The organism is Mesorhizobium sp. LjNodule214, assembly GCF_964252735.1.
Taxonomy (GTDB): domain Bacteria; phylum Pseudomonadota; class Alphaproteobacteria; order Rhizobiales; family Rhizobiaceae; genus Mesorhizobium.
Genome location: NZ_CAXUPE020000003.1, coordinates 1,065,200 through 1,081,803, shown reverse-complemented (window position 1 = coordinate 1,081,803; position 16,604 = coordinate 1,065,200). Strand labels below are relative to the sequence as shown.

The following is a 16,604-nucleotide window of genomic DNA, read 5'->3' as shown; positions in this document are numbered from 1 at the left end:
GGGCGCGATGACGATCCCTTTGCTTAGCCTCATCGTGTTCACGCCAGCCGTCGGGGCGGCGGCGCTGATGTTTATCCGGAACGACAATGTGGTGCGGTGGATGGCACTGGGTGTCACTGTCCTCGACTTCGCGCTTTGCATCGCCATGCTGGGCGGCCTTGACACCTCTACCCATGAGATGCAGTTCACCGAGACGCGCCCGTGGGTGCCCGCGCTAGGGATCACATACGCACTTGGCATCGACGGGATCAGCGCACCCTTCGTGTTCCTGACCGCGCTGTTGGGCTGGATCTGCGTGCTTGCCTCGTGGGTTGCGATCGACCGCAAGGTGAAGGAGTTCATGGTCAGCCTGCTGGCCATGCAGGCACTGATGCTTGGCGTGTTCTGCGCGCTGGACCTGTTCCTGTTCTACGTCTTCTGGGAGGCGATGCTGATCCCGATGTACCTGATCATCGGCGTCTGGGGTGGCGACGGCCGGGTCTATGCGGCGTTCAAGTTCTTCCTCTACACACTGGCAGGCAGCCTGATGTTCCTGATCGGTGTCATCGTACTCTATTTCCACGGTGGTGAGACCTTCGACATCCGCACCCTGATGGCGCAGGATTTGCCGTTCCAGATCCAGTCATGGCTGTTCTTCGCCTTTCTGATCGCCTTCGCGGTCAAGGTGCCGATGGTCCCGGTCCATACCTGGCTGCCGGACGCCCATGTGCAGGCACCGACGGCCGGCAGCATCATCCTCGCCGCCGTGCTCCTCAAGATGGGCGCCTACGGATTCCTGCGTTTCTCGCTGCCAATGCTGCCCGAGGCGACGGTGCATTATTCGACGCTGATGCAGGTCCTTTCGGCTGTTGCTATCGTCTATGGCGGGTTGCTCGCCTTGGCGCAGGACGACCTGAAGAAGCTGGTGGCCTATTCCAGCATCAGCCACATGGGCTTGGTGACGCTGGGGATTTTCACGCTGAACCTCCGTGGGCTCGAGGGCGGCATCCTGCAGATGTTCAATCATGGCGTGACGACGGGCGCGTTGTTCCTGTCCGTGGGTCTTATCTACGAGCGGACCCATACACGCAGCATCTCGGAATATGGTGGGCTGATGAAGGCGGCGCCGGTCTATACGGCGTTTCTTGCACTATTCGCCCTGTCGTCGATGGCGCTGCCGGGGACGAATTCGTTCGTGGGCGAGTTGCTGGTGCTGTCAGGCGCGTTCGCAGCCAACCTCGCTGTCGGCGCCGCCGCCGTTCTGGGGGCCTTGCTGGGAGCGGCCTATCTGCTTGGCATGTATAGGAAAGTCGCGCTTGGTCCGGCCAGCATCGGCGTGCGGTTCAAGATCCGCGACGTGAACGCCCGCGAGATAGCGGCGATCCTGCCGCTAGCCGTCTTCGTTGTCTGGATCGGACTCTATCCCAAGCCCTTTCTCGAAATCATCGACGCCTCGGTGAAGCATCTACTAGCGCAGGTGCACGGCAAGGGGGGCGCCCAGTGACCGCCGCCGCGCTTTTCCAGTCGATTCTGGCGAGCCTGCCCGAGATCGTGGTGGTTACCGGGGCCTGCATCCTGCTGATCCTAGGGCAGTTTGTACGGAAGGAGCAGGAGCATTTCCTTGTCTGGGCTTCAGTCGCGGTCGTGCTGATTGCCGCCTTGGGAACACTCATGCTGGCGGGCGAAGTCCGGCCGGCCTACTCGGGCATGTTCGTCGCCGACCGCTTCGCGGTCTTCTTCAAGGTCGTGTTCTACCTGGCTACAGTTCTGACATTCCTTCTTTCGCGAAGATATGCCGAGATCGAAGGGATCGGGAGCAGTGAATACTATGTACTGCTGCTCTTGGCGCTTTCGGGAATGATGATCATGGCCTCGGCGACCGACCTCCTGTCGATCTATGTAGGCCTCGAACTGATGGTGCTCTGCACCTATGTGCTGACCGGCTTCCTGCGGCTGCAGCGGCGGTCGAACGAAGCAGCGCTGAAATACGTGATCCTTGGCGGGGTCTCGACCGGGATTTTCCTTTACGGCGTTTCGCTGATCTACGGGCTCACCGGCACTACGCAGTTGGACAGGATGGCTGCGGCGGTGACTGGTGATCCGCTCGATCCCGGATTGCTCCTGGCTGTGGTCTTTATCGTCGCGGGGCTGGTATTCAAGGTCGGCGCAGTGCCGTTCCATATGTGGGTGCCGGACGTCTATGAAGGCGCGCCGACGACGATCACTGCCTTCATGTCGGTGGGGCCCAAGGCAGCCGGGTTCGCTGTGATCCTGCGGGTGTTCCTCAACCCACTGGTCGCAGCCTCGGACGTCTGGATCATCGTCGCGGTCATTGCAGTAGTGACGATGGCGCTCGGCAGTTTCGTGGCGCTGGTGCAGGACAATTTCAAGCGCCTCTTGGCCTATTCCAGCATCGCCCATGCCGGGTTCGCCATGTTCGGCGTGGCGGCCGGCGGTGCGGACGGGGTTGCCAGCGTGATGCTCTATTTGCTGATCTATGCGTTCATGAACCTCGGCATCTTCGGCATCGTCATCATGATGCGGAACGGCGATTTCTCGGGCGAGGTCATCGAGCACTACGCTGGTTTCGCCAAATCGCATCGCGGACTGGCGCTTCTGATGCTGCTTTATCTGTTCTCGCTTGCCGGCATTCCGCCGACAGCCGGGTTCTTCGCCAAGTTCTACGTGCTGGTCGCACTCGTCGAGCGGGGTTTCGTCATGCTGGCGGTGATCGCAGTGCTGCTGAGCGCCGTTGCCGCCTACTTCTATATCCGCATCGTGATGGTGATCTACATGCGCGAGCCGGAGGACACATTCGACCCGGCGCTGACGCCCGCGGTCGGCGCCACACTCGCCTTCACCGCTGCCGGTACCATCGGCATCGGCCTATTTCCGGCGTGGTTTCTGGGGCTTGCTCAACATGCCGCGGTTGGCGGCTGATCGATTGGATTTGCAATGATCTGGCCGACGGAATACTCTGGCCGTGCAAGAAAGGAATGCCCAAGTTGCTTGCCAGGGCGCCCGCATCACCGGTCCCAGACGGGTCGGTAGCGGCCTGAGCAAAGCCCACGGTAGGTGACCGGGCTACGCGACGTGACCGGAATGGAGTTCCTGCCGGTTCTTTTCATGGTCGCCGGAATTGTTCTGGTGGCGATGGTTACGCTTTTTGTCTCCTCGCTACTGCGCCCATCCAATCCCTATCTCGCGAAGAACATGCCCTATGAATGCGGCATGGACCCGGCGGGCGAAGCCGCCGGAGGCCGCTTCAGGGTGCAGTTCTTCATCATCGCAATTCTATTTGTCGTCTTCGATGTCGAGACGATGTTCCTTTTTCCCTGGGCCGTTGTCCTGAAAGAGATCGGGCTGGTCGGCTATGTCGAGATGTTCATCTTCATTTTGCTGCTTCTCGTGGGCTTCGCCTACGCCTGGCTGAAGGGAGCGCTGGAATGGGAGGCGTAAACAACGCGATCCGCGACAGCGTGCTGTTCACTACGGCCGACAGCCTGATCAGCTGGAGCCGAAGGTCGGCGCTGTGGCCCGAAACCTTCGGCATTGCCTGCTGCGCCATCGAGATGATCTCGGCGGGGTGTGCCCGCTACGATCTCGACCGCTTCGGCGTGGTGTTCCGGCCTTCGCCGCGCCAGTCCGACGTGATGATCATCGCCGGCACCATAACGCGGAAATTCGCGCCCGTGGTGCGCCGGCTCTACGACCAGATGCCGGAGCCGCGCTGGGTCATCGCCATGGGCACCTGCGCCATCTCGGGCGGGGTCTACAACACCTATGCGGTGGTGCAGGGGGCGGAGACCTTCGTGCCGGTGGACGTGCATGTGCCTGGCTGCCCGCCGCGACCCGAGGCGCTGATGCACGGCTTCCTTCTGCTTCAGGAGAAGATCAAGAAATCCAGGGCGCTGGCCGGGACGCCTCTGGACCGGGTCGCGGTACCATGAGCGCGGAGACGTCCCTCATCCGCACCCTGATCGCGGAACGTTTCGGGGAGGCAATCGAGGAGCTTGGCTTCTCGCATGGGGTTCACGCTTTCGCCGTTCCGCCTGACATGATCGTCGAGCTTGGCCGGTTCCTCAAGGAACACCCGGCGCTGCGGTTCGATTTCCTGTCCGACATCTGCGGGGTCGATCATTACCCCGCGATGCCCCGCTACGAGGCGGTGTACCACCTCTATTCGCTGCCGAACAAATGGCGCGTTCGCATCAAGTGCCGCCTTGGCGATCCACCGCGGGTCCCGTCGGTGACGGGGGTCTGGCGCACTGCCAATTGGCACGAGCGCGAGGCCTGGGACATGTACGGGATCAGGTTCGAGGGCCACCCCGACCTGCGCCGGATCTATATGTGGGAAGGGTTCGAGGGCTTCCCGCAGCGCAAGGACTTTCCGCTCCGGGGCTACAAGGACAAGCTGAACCCGTTTGGCGCCGAAGGTCCGCAGCCGACACAGCCCGACCTTGCCACCAAGGACATTCCATAGGAGGCCGTTCCCCACCGGGACTTGAGATGACCGAAGTCACGGAACTGAGCTTGCCAGAAGCCGATGCGCCCCACACCAGGGAGGTGCTTCTCAACCTCGGCCCGCAGCATCCCAGCACGCATGGGGTGCTGCGGCTCGTCCTCGAGTTGGACGGCGAATATGTCGCGCGCGTGGACCCGCATATCGGCTACCTCCACCGCGGCACCGAAAAACTGGCCGAGAGCTTCACCTACACCCAGATCTTCCCGCTGACCGACCGGCTCGACTACCTCTGCCCGCCCTCGAACAACCTGGCCTTCGCGCTTGCAGTGGAGAAGCTCATGGGCATTCGAGCGCCGATCCGCGCGCAATATATCCGCGTGTTGATGGCCGAACTGGCGCGGATCTCCGGTCATCTCCTGATCATCGGCGCGCTCCCGATGGACCTGGGCGCCATGACGGCGTTGCTTTACGCCATGCGCGAGCGCGAAATGATCATGGACCTGATGGAGATGATCAGCGGCGCGCGCATGCACACCTCCTTCTGCCGGGTCGGCGGTGTGCGCGAGGACCTGCCCGACGGGTTTTTCCCCAAGATCAGGGAGTTCTGCGATATCTTCCCGAACCGGATACGCGACTATGAACGGCTGCTTGAGAACAACCGCGTGTTCCTGAAGCGCACGCAGGGGATCGGCGTGATCTCCGCCGCGGACGGCATCGATCTGGGCCTGAGTGGCCCGAACCTGCGCGCCTCGGGCGTCGACTGGGACATCCGCCGCGACGAGCCTTATGAGATCTACGACCGGCTCGCGTTCAACGTTATTACCCGCGATGAAGGCGATTGCTATGCGCGCTGGCGATGCCGGGTCGAGGAGATGCGCGAGAGCGTCCGGATCATCGAACAATGCCTCGACCAGATGCCCGAGGGGCCGTTCCAGATCGACATGCCGACAGTCGCCTTCCCGGTGGACAAGGATCGGGTGCACTGCTCGATGGAGGCGCTGATCCAGCATTTCGACCTGTCGGCCTATGGCTTCAAGGTGCCGAAGGGCGAGGTCTATTCGGCGATCGAGGCGCCAAAGGGCGAGCTCGGCTTCTACATCATCAGCGACGGGTCGCCAAAACCGTTCCGCATGAAGGTCCGGGCACCCTCGTTCGTCAACCTTCAGGCACTTTTCGGGGTCACCAACGCGCGCTACCTGGCGGACATGATAGCCGTGCTCGGCAGCCTCGACCCCGTGATGGCGGAGGTAGACAAGTAGCAGGGATTTGGACGCGATGACCATGCGCGAAAAGATCGAAGAGGCAGCGGCGCGATATCCCGACCAGCGCTCGGCGATCATGCCGGCGCTTCTGATCGCGCAGAAGGAACATGGTCATCTGCCCGGCCCGGTGTTGGAAGAGGTCGCCGACATCCTCAGTGTCGAACGGATCTGGGTCTACGAACTGGCGACCTTCTACACCCTCTTCCATACCGAGCCGATGGGTATGTTCCACCTGCAACTCTGCGACAACGTCTCCTGCATGCTGTGCCGATCCGAGGACCTGCTAAGGCACCTAGAGGCTGTGCTGGGCATCAAGAACGGCGGCACGACCCCGGACGGGCTGTTCACGCTTTCGACCGTCGAATGCCTCGGCGCTTGCGAGATGGCCCCGGTGATGCAGGTCGGCGACGACTATCACGGCGACCTCGACATCACGCGGATCGACGCGCTCCTGGACAGGCTGCGCGCGACGGTGCGGCAGGCGACTAGCGCCGATCTTGCCGCCGCAGGACCGCCGGGAGAATAGCGCCATGTTCGAACCGGTCCTTCTCAGGAACGTGGACGTGCCGGATGGCCATCTGCTCACGACCTATGAGGCCGGCGGCGGCTACCAGGCGCTGGCCAAGGCGCTGCGGGAGCACACGCCCGACGAGATCATCGACCTCGTCAAGAAATCCAACCTGCGCGGGCGCGGCGGAGCCGGATTCCCAACCGGGGCGAAATGGAGCTTCGTGCCTAAGCGTGCTGGCAAGCCGAAATACCTGTGCTGCAACGCCGATGAGGGCGAGCCGGGCACCTTCAAGGACCGGATCATCATGGAGCGTGACCCGCACCAACTGATCGAGGGCATGGCGATCAGCGCCTACGCGATAGGAGCGGAAACCGCCTATGTCTACATCCGCGGGGAATACACGCTGGCGATCTGCCGGCTGGAGTGGGCGATCGCCGAGGCTCATGCGAAGGGTTATCTGGGAACGCGGATTCTGGGCTCGGATTTCAGTTTCGTCGTGCACATCCATTGCGGCGCCGGCGCCTATATCTGCGGCGAGGAGACCGCGATGCTCGACTCGCTCGAAGGCAAGCGGGCGCAGCCGCGTCTGAAACCGCCATTTCCGGCGGTCGAAGGGCTCTACGCCAGCCCGACGGTGATCAACAACGTCGAGACGCTGGCCTGCGTACCGCATATCGTGGCGAGAGGGCCGGACTGGTTCCGCGGCATCGGCCCGGACAAGAGCCCCGGCCCGAAGCTCTATTGCCTCAGCGGACAGGTGCGGAAACCGGGCCTTTACGAGCTGCCGATGGGGATACCGCTGCGCGAACTGATCGAGGACTGCGCCGGCGGGCCGCTACCGGGGCGCAAGCTCAAGGCGGTGATCCCAGGCGGGGTCTCGGCGCCGCTGATCCCGGAGCGCGGGCTGGACGTGCGGATGGACTTCGACTCGCTGGCCGCCGCTGGCTCGATGCTCGGCTCGGCCGGGGTGATCGTGATCGACGACTCGACCTGCATTGTCAAAGTCGCCACCCGGATCATCGAGTTCTTCCACCACGAGTCCTGCGGCAAGTGCACCCCCTGCCGCGAGGGGCTGAACTGGGTCGTGAAAGTGCTGCGCCGGGTCGAGACTGGCCAGGGCGCGCCGGGCGATCTGGAACAGCTGGAGGCGCTCTGCAAGGGCATTTTCGGCAACACGTTCTGCGCTCTGGGCGACGGCGCGGCGATGGGCCTGCGGGCAGCACTGGCGCATTTCGAGCATGAATTCGTCGCGCATATCGAAGAGCGGAGGTGCCCGTTTCACTGAGGAGGACGCAGCGAGAGGACCGCGAGGAAAGCCATGGTTAGCGTGACAATCGATGAACGAATGCTGGAAGTGGAGGCCGGCTCTACGGTGCTCCAGGCCGCCGAGCGTTTGGGCATCGACATCCCGACCTTCTGCTATCTGAAGCGGCTGCCGGCGCTGGCCTCCTGCCGCATGTGCTTGGTGGAGATTGAGGGGCAGCGGCGGCTACAGCCTTCTTGCGCCACCGCGGTCACTGACGGCATGGTGGTGCGGACGAACACGCTGCTGATCGACGAAACCCGCTCTTCCATGCTCGACATGCTGCTCGCCAACCACCCCCTCGACTGCCCGATCTGCGACAAGGGCGGCGAGTGCGAGCTTCAAGACATGGTGATGGCATACGGGCCCCGCACAAGCCGGTTCCGCGATGCCAAGCGTGTGTTCCATTCCGAGGACATCCGTCTCAGCCCGGTCATCATCATGAACGTCAACCGCTGCATCCAGTGCCAGCGCTGCGTCAGGATGTGCGAAGAAGTCGTCGGCGCGGTAGCCTTGGGCACCGTCGAAAAAGGTATGGATACCGCCATCACTGGCTTCGAGGGCAGTCTCGCGAGTTGCGATCAATGCGGCAATTGCGTCGAGGTCTGCCCAGTGGGCGCGCTGATGAGCTTCCCCTATCGCTACAAGGCGCGGCCCTGGGATCTGGTCGAGACCGACACGGTCTGCCCGCATTGCGGCACCGGCTGCCAACTGACCGTCGGCGCGCGCAAAGGCGAGTTCATGCGGGTCCGCTCGAAGGTGGAGCACGGGGTCAACCGCGAAACGCTCTGCGTGCGCGGGCGCTTCGGTCTGGACTTCGTCGGGAGCCAGGACCGGATCAAGCGGCCGATGATCCGTCGTGACGGGGTCCTGGTTCCGGCTTCCTGGGACGAAGCGGGGGACTACCTCCGCCGGCGGCTGTCGGCCGTCGCCAGCAAGGCTGCGGGCGGGCTGGCCTCGCCGCGCCTGCCCAACGAGGTGCTTTATCAGTTCCAGAAGCTGATGCGGACAGCATTCCAGACCAACAATATCGACTGCTCCTCGCGCTGGTGCACGCCCTTTGATGCGCTCGGCCCGTTGGTGGCCGCCTTCTACACCCGCACGCCGCTGGAGGAGGTGATCGGCAACGACTGTGTGCTTGTCGTCGGTGGCAACGTGACGGACGAAAACCCAGTCACCGAATATTTGCTACGAGATTGTGTACGGCGGCGACAGGCCAGGTTACTCATGCTCTCGGCGCGGCCATCCCGTCTGGACGCCGATGCGCGGGCAGTCATTCGCGTGCCGCCGGGCGGTGAGGCTCAGGGCCTTGCCGCGGTGGTGACCAGACTGGGGGCAGTTGGTCAGGCATTGCCGGGCGACGTTTTTGCGGACATCGGCGCGACAACCGGCAGGCCAGCAGCGGCCACCGACAGTGACGGTCCGGGCCGTGTGGCCGCAGCGCTGCTGGAAGGCCGGAGCGTCACCGTGCTTGTCAGCGCCGACCTCCTGAGATCGCCCCGAGCGCGCGCGACGTTGCAGCAGCTCAACAACCTTTTGCAGGTTCTCCGCGTACTCGGTAAGGGCCCGGCGATGCAGTTCCTCTTCGACCGTGCCAACCAACTGGGCGCCTGGGACATGGGCGTTTTGCCGGCGGCGCTGCCGGGGCTGCGCGCGCTCGCCAATGATGCGGCGCGCACAACTCTCGAACGGGCCTGGGGCGCCAAAATTCCCGCTGAACCGGGCGTGGATTTCGACGCCATGCTGGAGCTCTGTGACAGAAAGCAAATGGCTGCGCTCTATATCGCCGGAAGCGACCCCCTGATGTCTTATCCCGACCGGGGATTCGTGCAGCGGGCGCTTCGCGCCGCCGATCTCTTGATCGTGCAGGACGCGTTCCTCACAGATACGGCGGGCCTGGCGGATGTCGTGCTGCCCGCGGCGAGTTATGGCGAGGAATCCGGTACGTTCACCAACAACGAAGGCCGCACACAGAAGGTCTGCAAGTTCCGCGAACCAGCCCTCGAGGCGCGGGACAATCTGGCGATATTCGACTTCGTTGCGGCGCTTCTGGGCCAAGCGTTGCGGCCGTCGATCCATGGCGAAATCTTCGGCGAGATTGCCCGGCTGGTTCCGGCCTACCAGGGGCTGACGCAGGACGGGCTTGGCGCCGACGGAGCATTCACGAAGGCAGCCCTTGCGCCACCGGTTGGCGAGTTCTTCGTCCTCCCGCCTGCCCCCATTTCAGCCGACCGGCTCATGCTGGTCACCGGCAACTGCCTGTTCCACAACGGATATCTTTCCGAGCGCTCGGAGATCCTGAATACGGTCGCGGATGACCCATATGTCGAGATAAGCGCGCCGGATGCGGTGCGGCTTGACCTTTCGGATGGCGATCAGGTGGTCGTGCGATCCGCCCAGGGCGAATTGACGGCGAAGCTCAAGGTCAACAAGCGTTTCCCCACGGGCCTCGTGTTCGTTCCCGAAAACTACAGAACCCTCCGTCTCAACGGCCTGATGCGGCGGGGCGAATACCCATGTCCGGTGGAAGTTCAAATGGCGCACGCGGCCTTCGAGATCGCCACTGTCGCCGGGGTCGAGGCGCGTCCTGAGAATCTGGGCTGAGGCACTACGCACTCCCCACCGGCAGCCCACCCGCCCCTGCACACTTGAGCTGGCGTCGTCAGTGATAACCTGTCCCGGCAATGTAATCGTGCAGCACCTGCTCGTTGTTCAGCAATTCGTCGAGCCGGTGCTTGACCACGTCGCCGATGCTCACCACGCCGACAGGGGCGCCGCCATCCATGACCAGCACATGGCGCGTGCGCCGGTTGGTCATGGTCGCCATCACCGAGGGCAACAAATCCTGTATCGAACAGGTCGCCACAGTGCGGTTCATGATGTCGGCGACCCGCATAATGGGCGCCTTGGTTCCGTGTTCAGCCACGGCATTGCAGCAGTCCCGCTCCGACAGCGTGCCCAGGCAATCCCCTCCGGGGAAACGGCTGACGACCACGAAGCCTATGTTGTTCTCCCGAAACAGCCGTAGCACTTCCACCATCGTCTGACTTGGAGTGACCGAGATGACCTCGGGAGCCTTGGTCTTCAAGATTTGGCAGACCAGCATATGAGCCTCCTGTCTGCGCGCTCCGGCTTGCCAGCTGGCGCGCACTCACGTTCGTCGGATATTCCGCCACCAGTTGTACCCCAGCGGCTCGCTCGTCTCGACCAGCACGTCCTGTTCGGTGTTCAGGCGTGCAGCGACCACGCCGCCGCCGGTCATCGCCTTGCCCGGCTTGCCGAGCAGATCGTCGCGCCCGATCACCAGGTCACGCGAGGAAAAACTCGAGAATTCGTACTGTTGGCCAAGCGCGATCGCGTCCGCCGGGCAGGCGTCCTCGCACAGCCCGCAGAATAGGCACCGGGCCATGTCGATCTCGAATTTTGCCGGGCGTCGGTTGCCCTTCTCGTCCTCGTAGGGGATGACTTCGATGCAGTAGCAGGGACAAATCCGCGCGCAGAGTTCGCAGGCCACGCATTTGATCTCGCCCTCTTCGTCGCGCTTAAGGAAGTGATGCCCGCGGTAACGCGAATAGGGCAACCATTTTTCCTTGTCCGGATACTGCATAGTCACGGATTTGGAGAACATGTAGCCGAAGGTCAGCGCCAAGCCGTTCGCCAGATCGGCGAAGAACGCCCAGCCGATCCATGTTCCAATTCTGTCCAGTGCGCGCGACATCGTCGCCCCGCTGCGGAGCCGCTGCGGCCCCTAAAGGAAAGCAACACCGGTTATGATTATGTTCGCCATTGACAGTGGAAGCAAGACCTTCCACCCGATCGCCATCAGTTGGTCGTAGCGGTAGCGTGGGAAAGTGAAGCGGAACCAGATAAACACATAAACGAAGAACGCGACCTTGAGCAGGAACCAGAGGATCGGTGGCAACGGGACCAGCACGCCGTTCCAGCCGCCGAAGAACAGGATCACCGCCAGGACCGACGTCAGAAGCATGATGGCGTATTCACTGACCATGAAGAACGCAAAGCGGATACCGCTGTATTCGGTATGGAACCCGGCCCCCAGATCGCCTTCCGCTTCAGCCAGGTCGAAGGGAATGCGCTGCGCTTGGGCCAGCCCGGCGACGAAGAACACGAAGAACCCGACCGGTTGGTAGACGATGTTCCAGACATTGGCTTGCGCCCGCACGATCTCGAGCAGGCTCATGGATTGCGCAAGCATTACCACCCCGATGACCGCGAACCCCATCGGGATCTCGTAGCTGATCATCTGAGCGCAGGTCCTGAGGCTGCCCAGGACAGCGTATTTGCTGTTCGCCGCCCAGCCGCCGAAGATGACGCCATAGACCTCAATCCCGATCACCGCAAAGACGAAAAGGAGCGCCACGTTCATGTTGGAGACGTAAAGAGTGATCTCAGTGCCGAGGACCGAGACGGATTCGCCGAAGGGGACCGCGACGAACACCACGAAGGGCGGAGCGAGCGCCAGGATTGGCGCCAATTTGAACAGGAAGCGGTCGGCCTCGGCCGGGATGTGGTCCTCTTTGGTCAAGAGCTTGATCCCGTCCGCCACCGGCTGCAGCAGCCCATGCCATCCCACACGCATCGGCCCCATCCTCTGCTGGATGTGCCCCGCGATCTTGCGTTCCAGCCAGGTTAGCGGCAAGGGCAGCAGCAGCAAGATCGCAATCAGCAACGCGACCTTGAAGACGATCAGACCAAGAGCAACGACGAGTTCCATGATCCGAGGCCACTCGTTCAACGGGACGAGACCCGCGACTCGATTAGCACTGCGCAGTTGTCAGGTTGCGCGGGCATGGCAATTGCCAACGGCGGCGCAACTTGTGCGATGGTATCACAGCCTTGCCGTCACTGGCTACGATGTGTGACGTTCGGCGCTTAAACGGGATGGCAGGGCGAAACGAACTGCCATTCAATATTGTCTCGTACATTTTCGATAGAGTGCTTATCCTTACGCCCGATCAACCGTGAAGCTCGTGTCGGAACGCAGCCTCAAGGCGACGCCCGCGCTTCCTGCCAGTTCTGCCTGGCACCTGGCGTTTGGGGACGAGTGCTGCGCGGCGCGGCAATAGCGTCAGAGGTGACCCATGCAGCTCATTTCAAATGGCTTTGCGGACGGTACGACGATCCCGCGGCGTTTCACTTGCGACGGTCAGGACCTTTCCCCGCCGCTCGGCTGGACCGGCGCTCCGGCAGGAACCCGCAGTTTTGTCCTTCTCTGCGATGATCCCGACGCCTCGGCGGGGATCTGGCATCACTGGGCGGCCTATGACATTGCGGCCGATTGTATGGAGTTGGCCGAAGGCGCTGCATGGCACCCCGGCAAGCAAGGCCTCAAGCAGGCAACCAACGATTTCCGGCGACCAGGTTACGGTGGTCCCTGCCCACCGCATCGCCACGGCCCACACCGCTATCACTTCCGGCTGCTTGCGCTGTCGATCGATCACCTGCCGCTCGGCAACGACCCATCGTGTCAGGGGGTCGAACGAGAAGCGCGCAGGCATCTCCTCGCCGAGGCGGTTCTCGTCGGAGTGTATGAGCGATGATAGTCTTCGTTCGTGTGAACTCTGGCAACTTGACGAGGGCCTGCGAGTCATGAGCGGCATCACTGGTCGTAATGGCCCCCGCGGCTGTCGCGGCGTCCGCTCGGGGTGGGCACTGTCATCCAATTGAGCTATTGTGCGCGATCGAGCACCGCAGAAAGTGGCCGTAGTGTCTCCAAGCGCATCCAGCGGCCCAACTTCGCTGCTGGGTGCGCGCGTTTTTTGTGAATGGCGCTCGTGCCATGACCACGCCGATCGTCCTGCCTTGGCCGTCGCAAAGCCTCTTGGAGGCCTTAGCGCGGGCGGTGCTGCAACCTGGCGACCGGCCTCACATCGATTTCTCGCGACCGATCGGCGAGGCCGGACTGGTATCGTCGGACTCCGTGTCGTGGCGCGTGTTCAAGAACCCGCTTTCGTTGTTCATCGGCGGCGTCACCGCCGTGATCATGGAGCTTGCAGAACCGCGCGTGCGCACTGGCGTATGGGAGCATACGTCGTTCCGTCAGAATCCAATTCGGCGACTGCACAGCACGGGGCTCGCTGCCATGGTGACGATCTACGGCTCCCGCACCAGGGCCGAGGCCATGATCGCACGTGTTCGGCAGATACACGACCGGGTCGCAGGCGTGACATCATCAGGCGAGACGTATTGCGCCAATGACCCCGACCTTCTGAACTGGGTTCAGGGCACGGCAACATACGGCTTTGTCCAAGCTTATCACGTCTATGTGCGGCAGCTCTCTGCATCGGAGCGCAACCGCTGTTATGCCGAGGGCGTTCCCGCTGCGCGCCTTTTCGGCGCCACAGGCGCACCGGGATCGGAAGGCGAGCTTGAAGCGCTGTTCCATGCGACAGCCGGACGGCTGGAGCGCTCGACCATTGTGCTCGAATTTCTCGCGATCATGCGTTCGGCGCCTATCCTGCCGCTGCCGCTGAGGCCGGCACAGCACCTACTGGTAGCGGCTGCCGTCGATCTGGTGCCTTCTCAGGTCCAGGCCCTGGTGGGGCTCTCCGGGCACGGCTTGCACGGTTGGGAAGCCGAGGCAGTCCGGCAGGCAGGGGTTCTGGCGGATCGCCTCGTTATGGAAACCAACCCGGCCGTTCAGGCCTGCCGGCGGATGCGCCTGCCGGCCGACTATTTATATGTCCAGCGCAGCGCAGTCGGCGCCCGTCTATGATTGTCTTGTTCACGGATTTCGGCTTGCACGGCCCCTACACGGGTCAGGTGAAGGCTGTGTTGCACCAGATGGCGCCGGGCATCCCCGCGATCGACCTCTTCTCCGATGCGCCGGTCGGCAATCCCAAGGCGTCGGCCTACCTGCTGGCGGTCTACGCGCAGTGGTTTCCTGCGGGAACCGTCTTTCTCTGTGTCGTCGATCCAGGCGTCGGAGGGACACGGCCGTCCGTCATCGTCGAGGCCGACAGTCGCTGGTACGTCGGTCCCGGCAACGGCCTGTTCGAGCTGATCCAGCGCAGCGCAGCCGAGACGTTCAGCTGGGACATCGACTGGAAGCCAGAGCGCCTGTCTGCCAGCTTCCACGGGCGTGACCTATTTGCCCCGGTCGCTGCCATGCTGGCACGCGGTGAGCGGCCGCCCGGCAGGCCGCGCCGGGATGAAGCAGATCGCCGTAGAGACTGGCCGGAGGACCTCGCCGAGATCGTCTATATCGACCATTTCGGCAATGCCATGACCGGCCTGAGGGCGGCCAGGCTGCCGGCAGGCGCAAGGCTCGCCGCAGCAGATCGCGTGCTGGATGGCGCGACGACCTTCAGCAATCGGCCGCCTGGCACGGCCTTTTGGTACGAGAACTCGAACGGGCTTGCCGAGATGCGGTCAATCAAGGGCGCGCGGACGGCGAGCTCGGTCTTGCGATCGGCAGTCCTGTGGAGATCGTCCTTTGAACGAAACCGGTTGTCCGTGACGGCGTTGATCTATTGCGATGCGCAAATCAACGAAACGAGGCCCGGGTGCCGATCTGCCGAAGCCGCAAAAAGGCGATGACAAGGTGCAGGCGACGACCGGCAACAAGCGCCTTGCCGAGCAGATTCGCAAGGCTCTCGCCAAGCATTATGCGAGCAAATACCGGGCGAGGTGAAAAACGCGAACGCTACACCCGGAATGAGCACGAAGGGAGGTTGTCATGACCGATGGTATTGCTCAGAAAACCTGTACGCCCTGCCGCGGCGGCGTCGCGCCGCTGACGCAGGAGGCAGCCGAGGGCTATCTGTCCCAGACCCCTGGCTGGGAACTAGAGGAGGCGCGCCTGCTAAGCCGCAAATTCAAATTTGCGGACTTCCGTCAATCGCTCGGCTTCGTCGACAAAGTTGCCCGATTGGCGGAAGAAGAACGGCATCATCCCGACATCTGCTTCGGCTGGGGTTATGCGGCAGTCTCGCTGCAGACTCACAAGATCAAGGGATTGCACGAGAACGACTTCATCATGGCCGCGAAGATCAACCTGCTCGCCGGTTCATAGAGGCACTCGGCACCCCAACGACCGGAACGTGTCCCAAATCGCATTCATAGTTGGCCGGTTGGCGCGATTTCCGGACACTCAATCGTGGCGCCTGAGAGCTGTACCGAAGAGGCTCATTGATCAGTGATCGCGCAACATCTCCTGGAGTATTTCCTCGACCTGGTGCGGCGAAACGCCAAGTTCTTCAAATCCGGGCATCTGCGGCGATGACACATTGTCGACCTGCATCAGCTCCACTTGATTCCGAGTGACGGGCGGGCTCGCAAGCATTTCCGCGGCCCATGCCAGTGCGTGCCAAGCGGCAAATGGCACTGGGACTAGTCTGGGTCTAAGGCCGGCTTGGTGTGCAACGGCTCTGAGAAATTCCTCGTAAGAGTAGACGCGAGGACCGCCGCACTCATACGTGATCGCATGGGTTTCCGTCCCCTGCAGCGCTCTTGCGGTCGCCTCTGCCACATCGCCCACATAGGCCGGCTGCAATCTCGTCAGGCCGCGACCGAACATCGGATAGATTGGAAGCCGGCGGAGAAGTTTGAGGATAATGGTGAGAAATGCGTCATCCGGTCCGAACATCACCGCCGGGCGGATGATGGTGGCGTCAGCAAACGCGGCACGCACCGCCAGTTCGCCTTCGCCACGCTTGCGGATATAGAGCGACGGCGAGGCAACATCGGAGCCGATTCCTGAAACGTGAGCGAGCCGTTCGACGCCAGCTCGGTGTGCTTGGGCTGCAACCCGCCGAGCCGACTCGACATGCACGGAATGAAAGGTCTCCTGTCCCCGTTCGACATAAAGACTGACCGCATTTACAACACCGTAGGCACCGGCAAGTGCACGGGCGATCGCCCGCTCATCGTGGATATCGGCTTCGACCGATTGAAGTTGCGGATCATCAGAACCAAACAATTTCTTGGCCCGTTCCGGATGTCTTGATGCAATCCGAACGAAAAACTCACCATTGCGGAGATGCCGAACAACGCGGCGGCCGAGAAACCCGGTTCCACCGAACACGGTGACGACGCGATGGTTCATGGCAGCCATGGCTTAGA

The 16,604-nt window shown here is 62.5% G+C and carries 17 protein-coding genes; 13 read left to right on the top strand and 4 right to left on the bottom strand.

Annotation, left to right across the window (positions count from 1 at the left end; genetic code table 11):
- Positions 1–7: 7 nt before the first annotated feature.
- The 9 genes from ACSQ3Z_RS30665 to nuoG all read left to right on the top strand — a co-directional run bounded on the left by ACSQ3Z_RS30665 (position 8) and on the right by nuoG (position 10,124).
- Positions 8–1,483 carry an NADH-quinone oxidoreductase subunit M gene (locus ACSQ3Z_RS30665; protein WP_436174965.1) on the top strand — a complete coding sequence of 492 codons (1,476 nt, stop codon included), beginning with the start codon at positions 8–10 and terminating at the stop codon, positions 1,481–1,483.
- On the top strand, positions 1,480–2,919 hold the full coding sequence (locus tag ACSQ3Z_RS30660) for an NADH-quinone oxidoreductase subunit N (protein WP_436174964.1): 1,440 nt from the start codon (positions 1,480–1,482) through the stop codon (positions 2,917–2,919). The genes ACSQ3Z_RS30665 and ACSQ3Z_RS30660 overlap by 4 nt, the downstream gene beginning before the upstream one ends.
- 153 nt (positions 2,920–3,072) lie before the next feature.
- Complete coding sequence (locus ACSQ3Z_RS30655; protein WP_436174963.1) at positions 3,073–3,438, top strand: NADH-quinone oxidoreductase subunit A; 366 nt, start codon at positions 3,073–3,075, stop codon at positions 3,436–3,438.
- Positions 3,426–3,929: a NuoB/complex I 20 kDa subunit family protein gene (locus ACSQ3Z_RS30650; protein WP_111547966.1), complete on the top strand. Its 504-nt coding sequence runs from the start codon at positions 3,426–3,428 to the stop codon at positions 3,927–3,929. Before ACSQ3Z_RS30655 ends, ACSQ3Z_RS30650 begins: the two co-directional genes overlap by 13 nt.
- Positions 3,926–4,462 carry an NADH-quinone oxidoreductase subunit C gene (locus ACSQ3Z_RS30645; protein WP_436174962.1) on the top strand — a complete coding sequence of 179 codons (537 nt, stop codon included), beginning with the start codon at positions 3,926–3,928 and terminating at the stop codon, positions 4,460–4,462. Before ACSQ3Z_RS30650 ends, ACSQ3Z_RS30645 begins: the two co-directional genes overlap by 4 nt.
- Before the next feature lie 26 nt (positions 4,463–4,488).
- The gene (nuoD, locus tag ACSQ3Z_RS30640) at positions 4,489–5,703 is read left to right on the top strand and encodes an NADH dehydrogenase (quinone) subunit D (RefSeq protein WP_436174961.1); all 1,215 of its coding nucleotides are present in this window, start codon (positions 4,489–4,491) and stop codon (positions 5,701–5,703) included.
- A 16-nt stretch (positions 5,704–5,719) separates the two neighbouring features.
- On the top strand, positions 5,720–6,232 hold the full coding sequence (locus tag ACSQ3Z_RS30635; RefSeq protein ID WP_436174960.1) for an NADH-quinone oxidoreductase subunit NuoE: 513 nt from the start codon (positions 5,720–5,722) through the stop codon (positions 6,230–6,232).
- A 4-nt stretch (positions 6,233–6,236) separates the two neighbouring features.
- Positions 6,237–7,502: an NADH-quinone oxidoreductase subunit NuoF gene (gene nuoF, locus ACSQ3Z_RS30630; protein ID WP_436174959.1), complete on the top strand. Its 1,266-nt coding sequence runs from the start codon at positions 6,237–6,239 to the stop codon at positions 7,500–7,502.
- A 33-nt stretch (positions 7,503–7,535) separates the two neighbouring features.
- Complete coding sequence (gene nuoG / locus ACSQ3Z_RS30625; protein WP_436174958.1) at positions 7,536–10,124, top strand: NADH-quinone oxidoreductase subunit NuoG; 2,589 nt, start codon at positions 7,536–7,538, stop codon at positions 10,122–10,124.
- 58 nt (positions 10,125–10,182) lie between these two features.
- Here nuoG and ACSQ3Z_RS30620 read toward each other — a convergent pair whose 3' ends face one another.
- From ACSQ3Z_RS30620 to nuoH, 3 genes are read right to left on the bottom strand one after another with little or no spacing between them, the layout of a single operon-like run.
- The gene (locus ACSQ3Z_RS30620) at positions 10,183–10,626 is read right to left on the bottom strand and encodes a CBS domain-containing protein (protein WP_436174957.1); all 444 of its coding nucleotides are present in this window, start codon (positions 10,624–10,626) and stop codon (positions 10,183–10,185) included.
- Between the two features lie 45 nt (positions 10,627–10,671).
- Positions 10,672–11,238 carry an NADH-quinone oxidoreductase subunit I gene (locus ACSQ3Z_RS30615; RefSeq protein ID WP_436174956.1) on the bottom strand — a complete coding sequence of 189 codons (567 nt, stop codon included), beginning with the start codon at positions 11,236–11,238 and terminating at the stop codon, positions 10,672–10,674.
- A 30-nt stretch (positions 11,239–11,268) separates the two neighbouring features.
- On the bottom strand, positions 11,269–12,255 hold the full coding sequence (gene nuoH / locus ACSQ3Z_RS30610) for an NADH-quinone oxidoreductase subunit NuoH (protein ID WP_404284241.1): 987 nt from the start codon (positions 12,253–12,255) through the stop codon (positions 11,269–11,271).
- A 367-nt stretch (positions 12,256–12,622) separates the two neighbouring features.
- On the opposite strand from nuoH, the gene ACSQ3Z_RS30605 reads away from it, so the two are divergent.
- From ACSQ3Z_RS30605 to ACSQ3Z_RS30590, 4 genes are all read left to right on the top strand, one after another.
- Positions 12,623–13,081: a YbhB/YbcL family Raf kinase inhibitor-like protein gene (locus ACSQ3Z_RS30605; protein ID WP_436174955.1), complete on the top strand. Its 459-nt coding sequence runs from the start codon at positions 12,623–12,625 to the stop codon at positions 13,079–13,081.
- 239 nt (positions 13,082–13,320) lie between these two features.
- The gene (locus ACSQ3Z_RS30600; RefSeq protein ID WP_436174954.1) at positions 13,321–14,256 is read left to right on the top strand and encodes an oxygenase MpaB family protein; all 936 of its coding nucleotides are present in this window, start codon (positions 13,321–13,323) and stop codon (positions 14,254–14,256) included.
- Positions 14,253–15,080, top strand: a complete 828-nt coding sequence (locus ACSQ3Z_RS30595) for an SAM hydrolase/SAM-dependent halogenase family protein (RefSeq protein ID WP_436174953.1) — start codon at positions 14,253–14,255, stop codon at positions 15,078–15,080. The genes ACSQ3Z_RS30600 and ACSQ3Z_RS30595 overlap by 4 nt, the downstream gene beginning before the upstream one ends.
- A gap of 139 nt (positions 15,081–15,219) precedes the next feature.
- On the top strand, positions 15,220–15,555 hold the full coding sequence (locus ACSQ3Z_RS30590) for a 4a-hydroxytetrahydrobiopterin dehydratase (protein ID WP_436174952.1): 336 nt from the start codon (positions 15,220–15,222) through the stop codon (positions 15,553–15,555).
- A 120-nt stretch (positions 15,556–15,675) separates the two neighbouring features.
- Here the strand turns inward: ACSQ3Z_RS30590 and ACSQ3Z_RS30585 are convergent, their stop codons facing one another.
- Positions 15,676–16,596, bottom strand: a complete 921-nt coding sequence (locus ACSQ3Z_RS30585; RefSeq protein ID WP_436174951.1) for a complex I NDUFA9 subunit family protein — start codon at positions 16,594–16,596, stop codon at positions 15,676–15,678.
- Positions 16,597–16,604 lie beyond the last annotated feature (8 nt).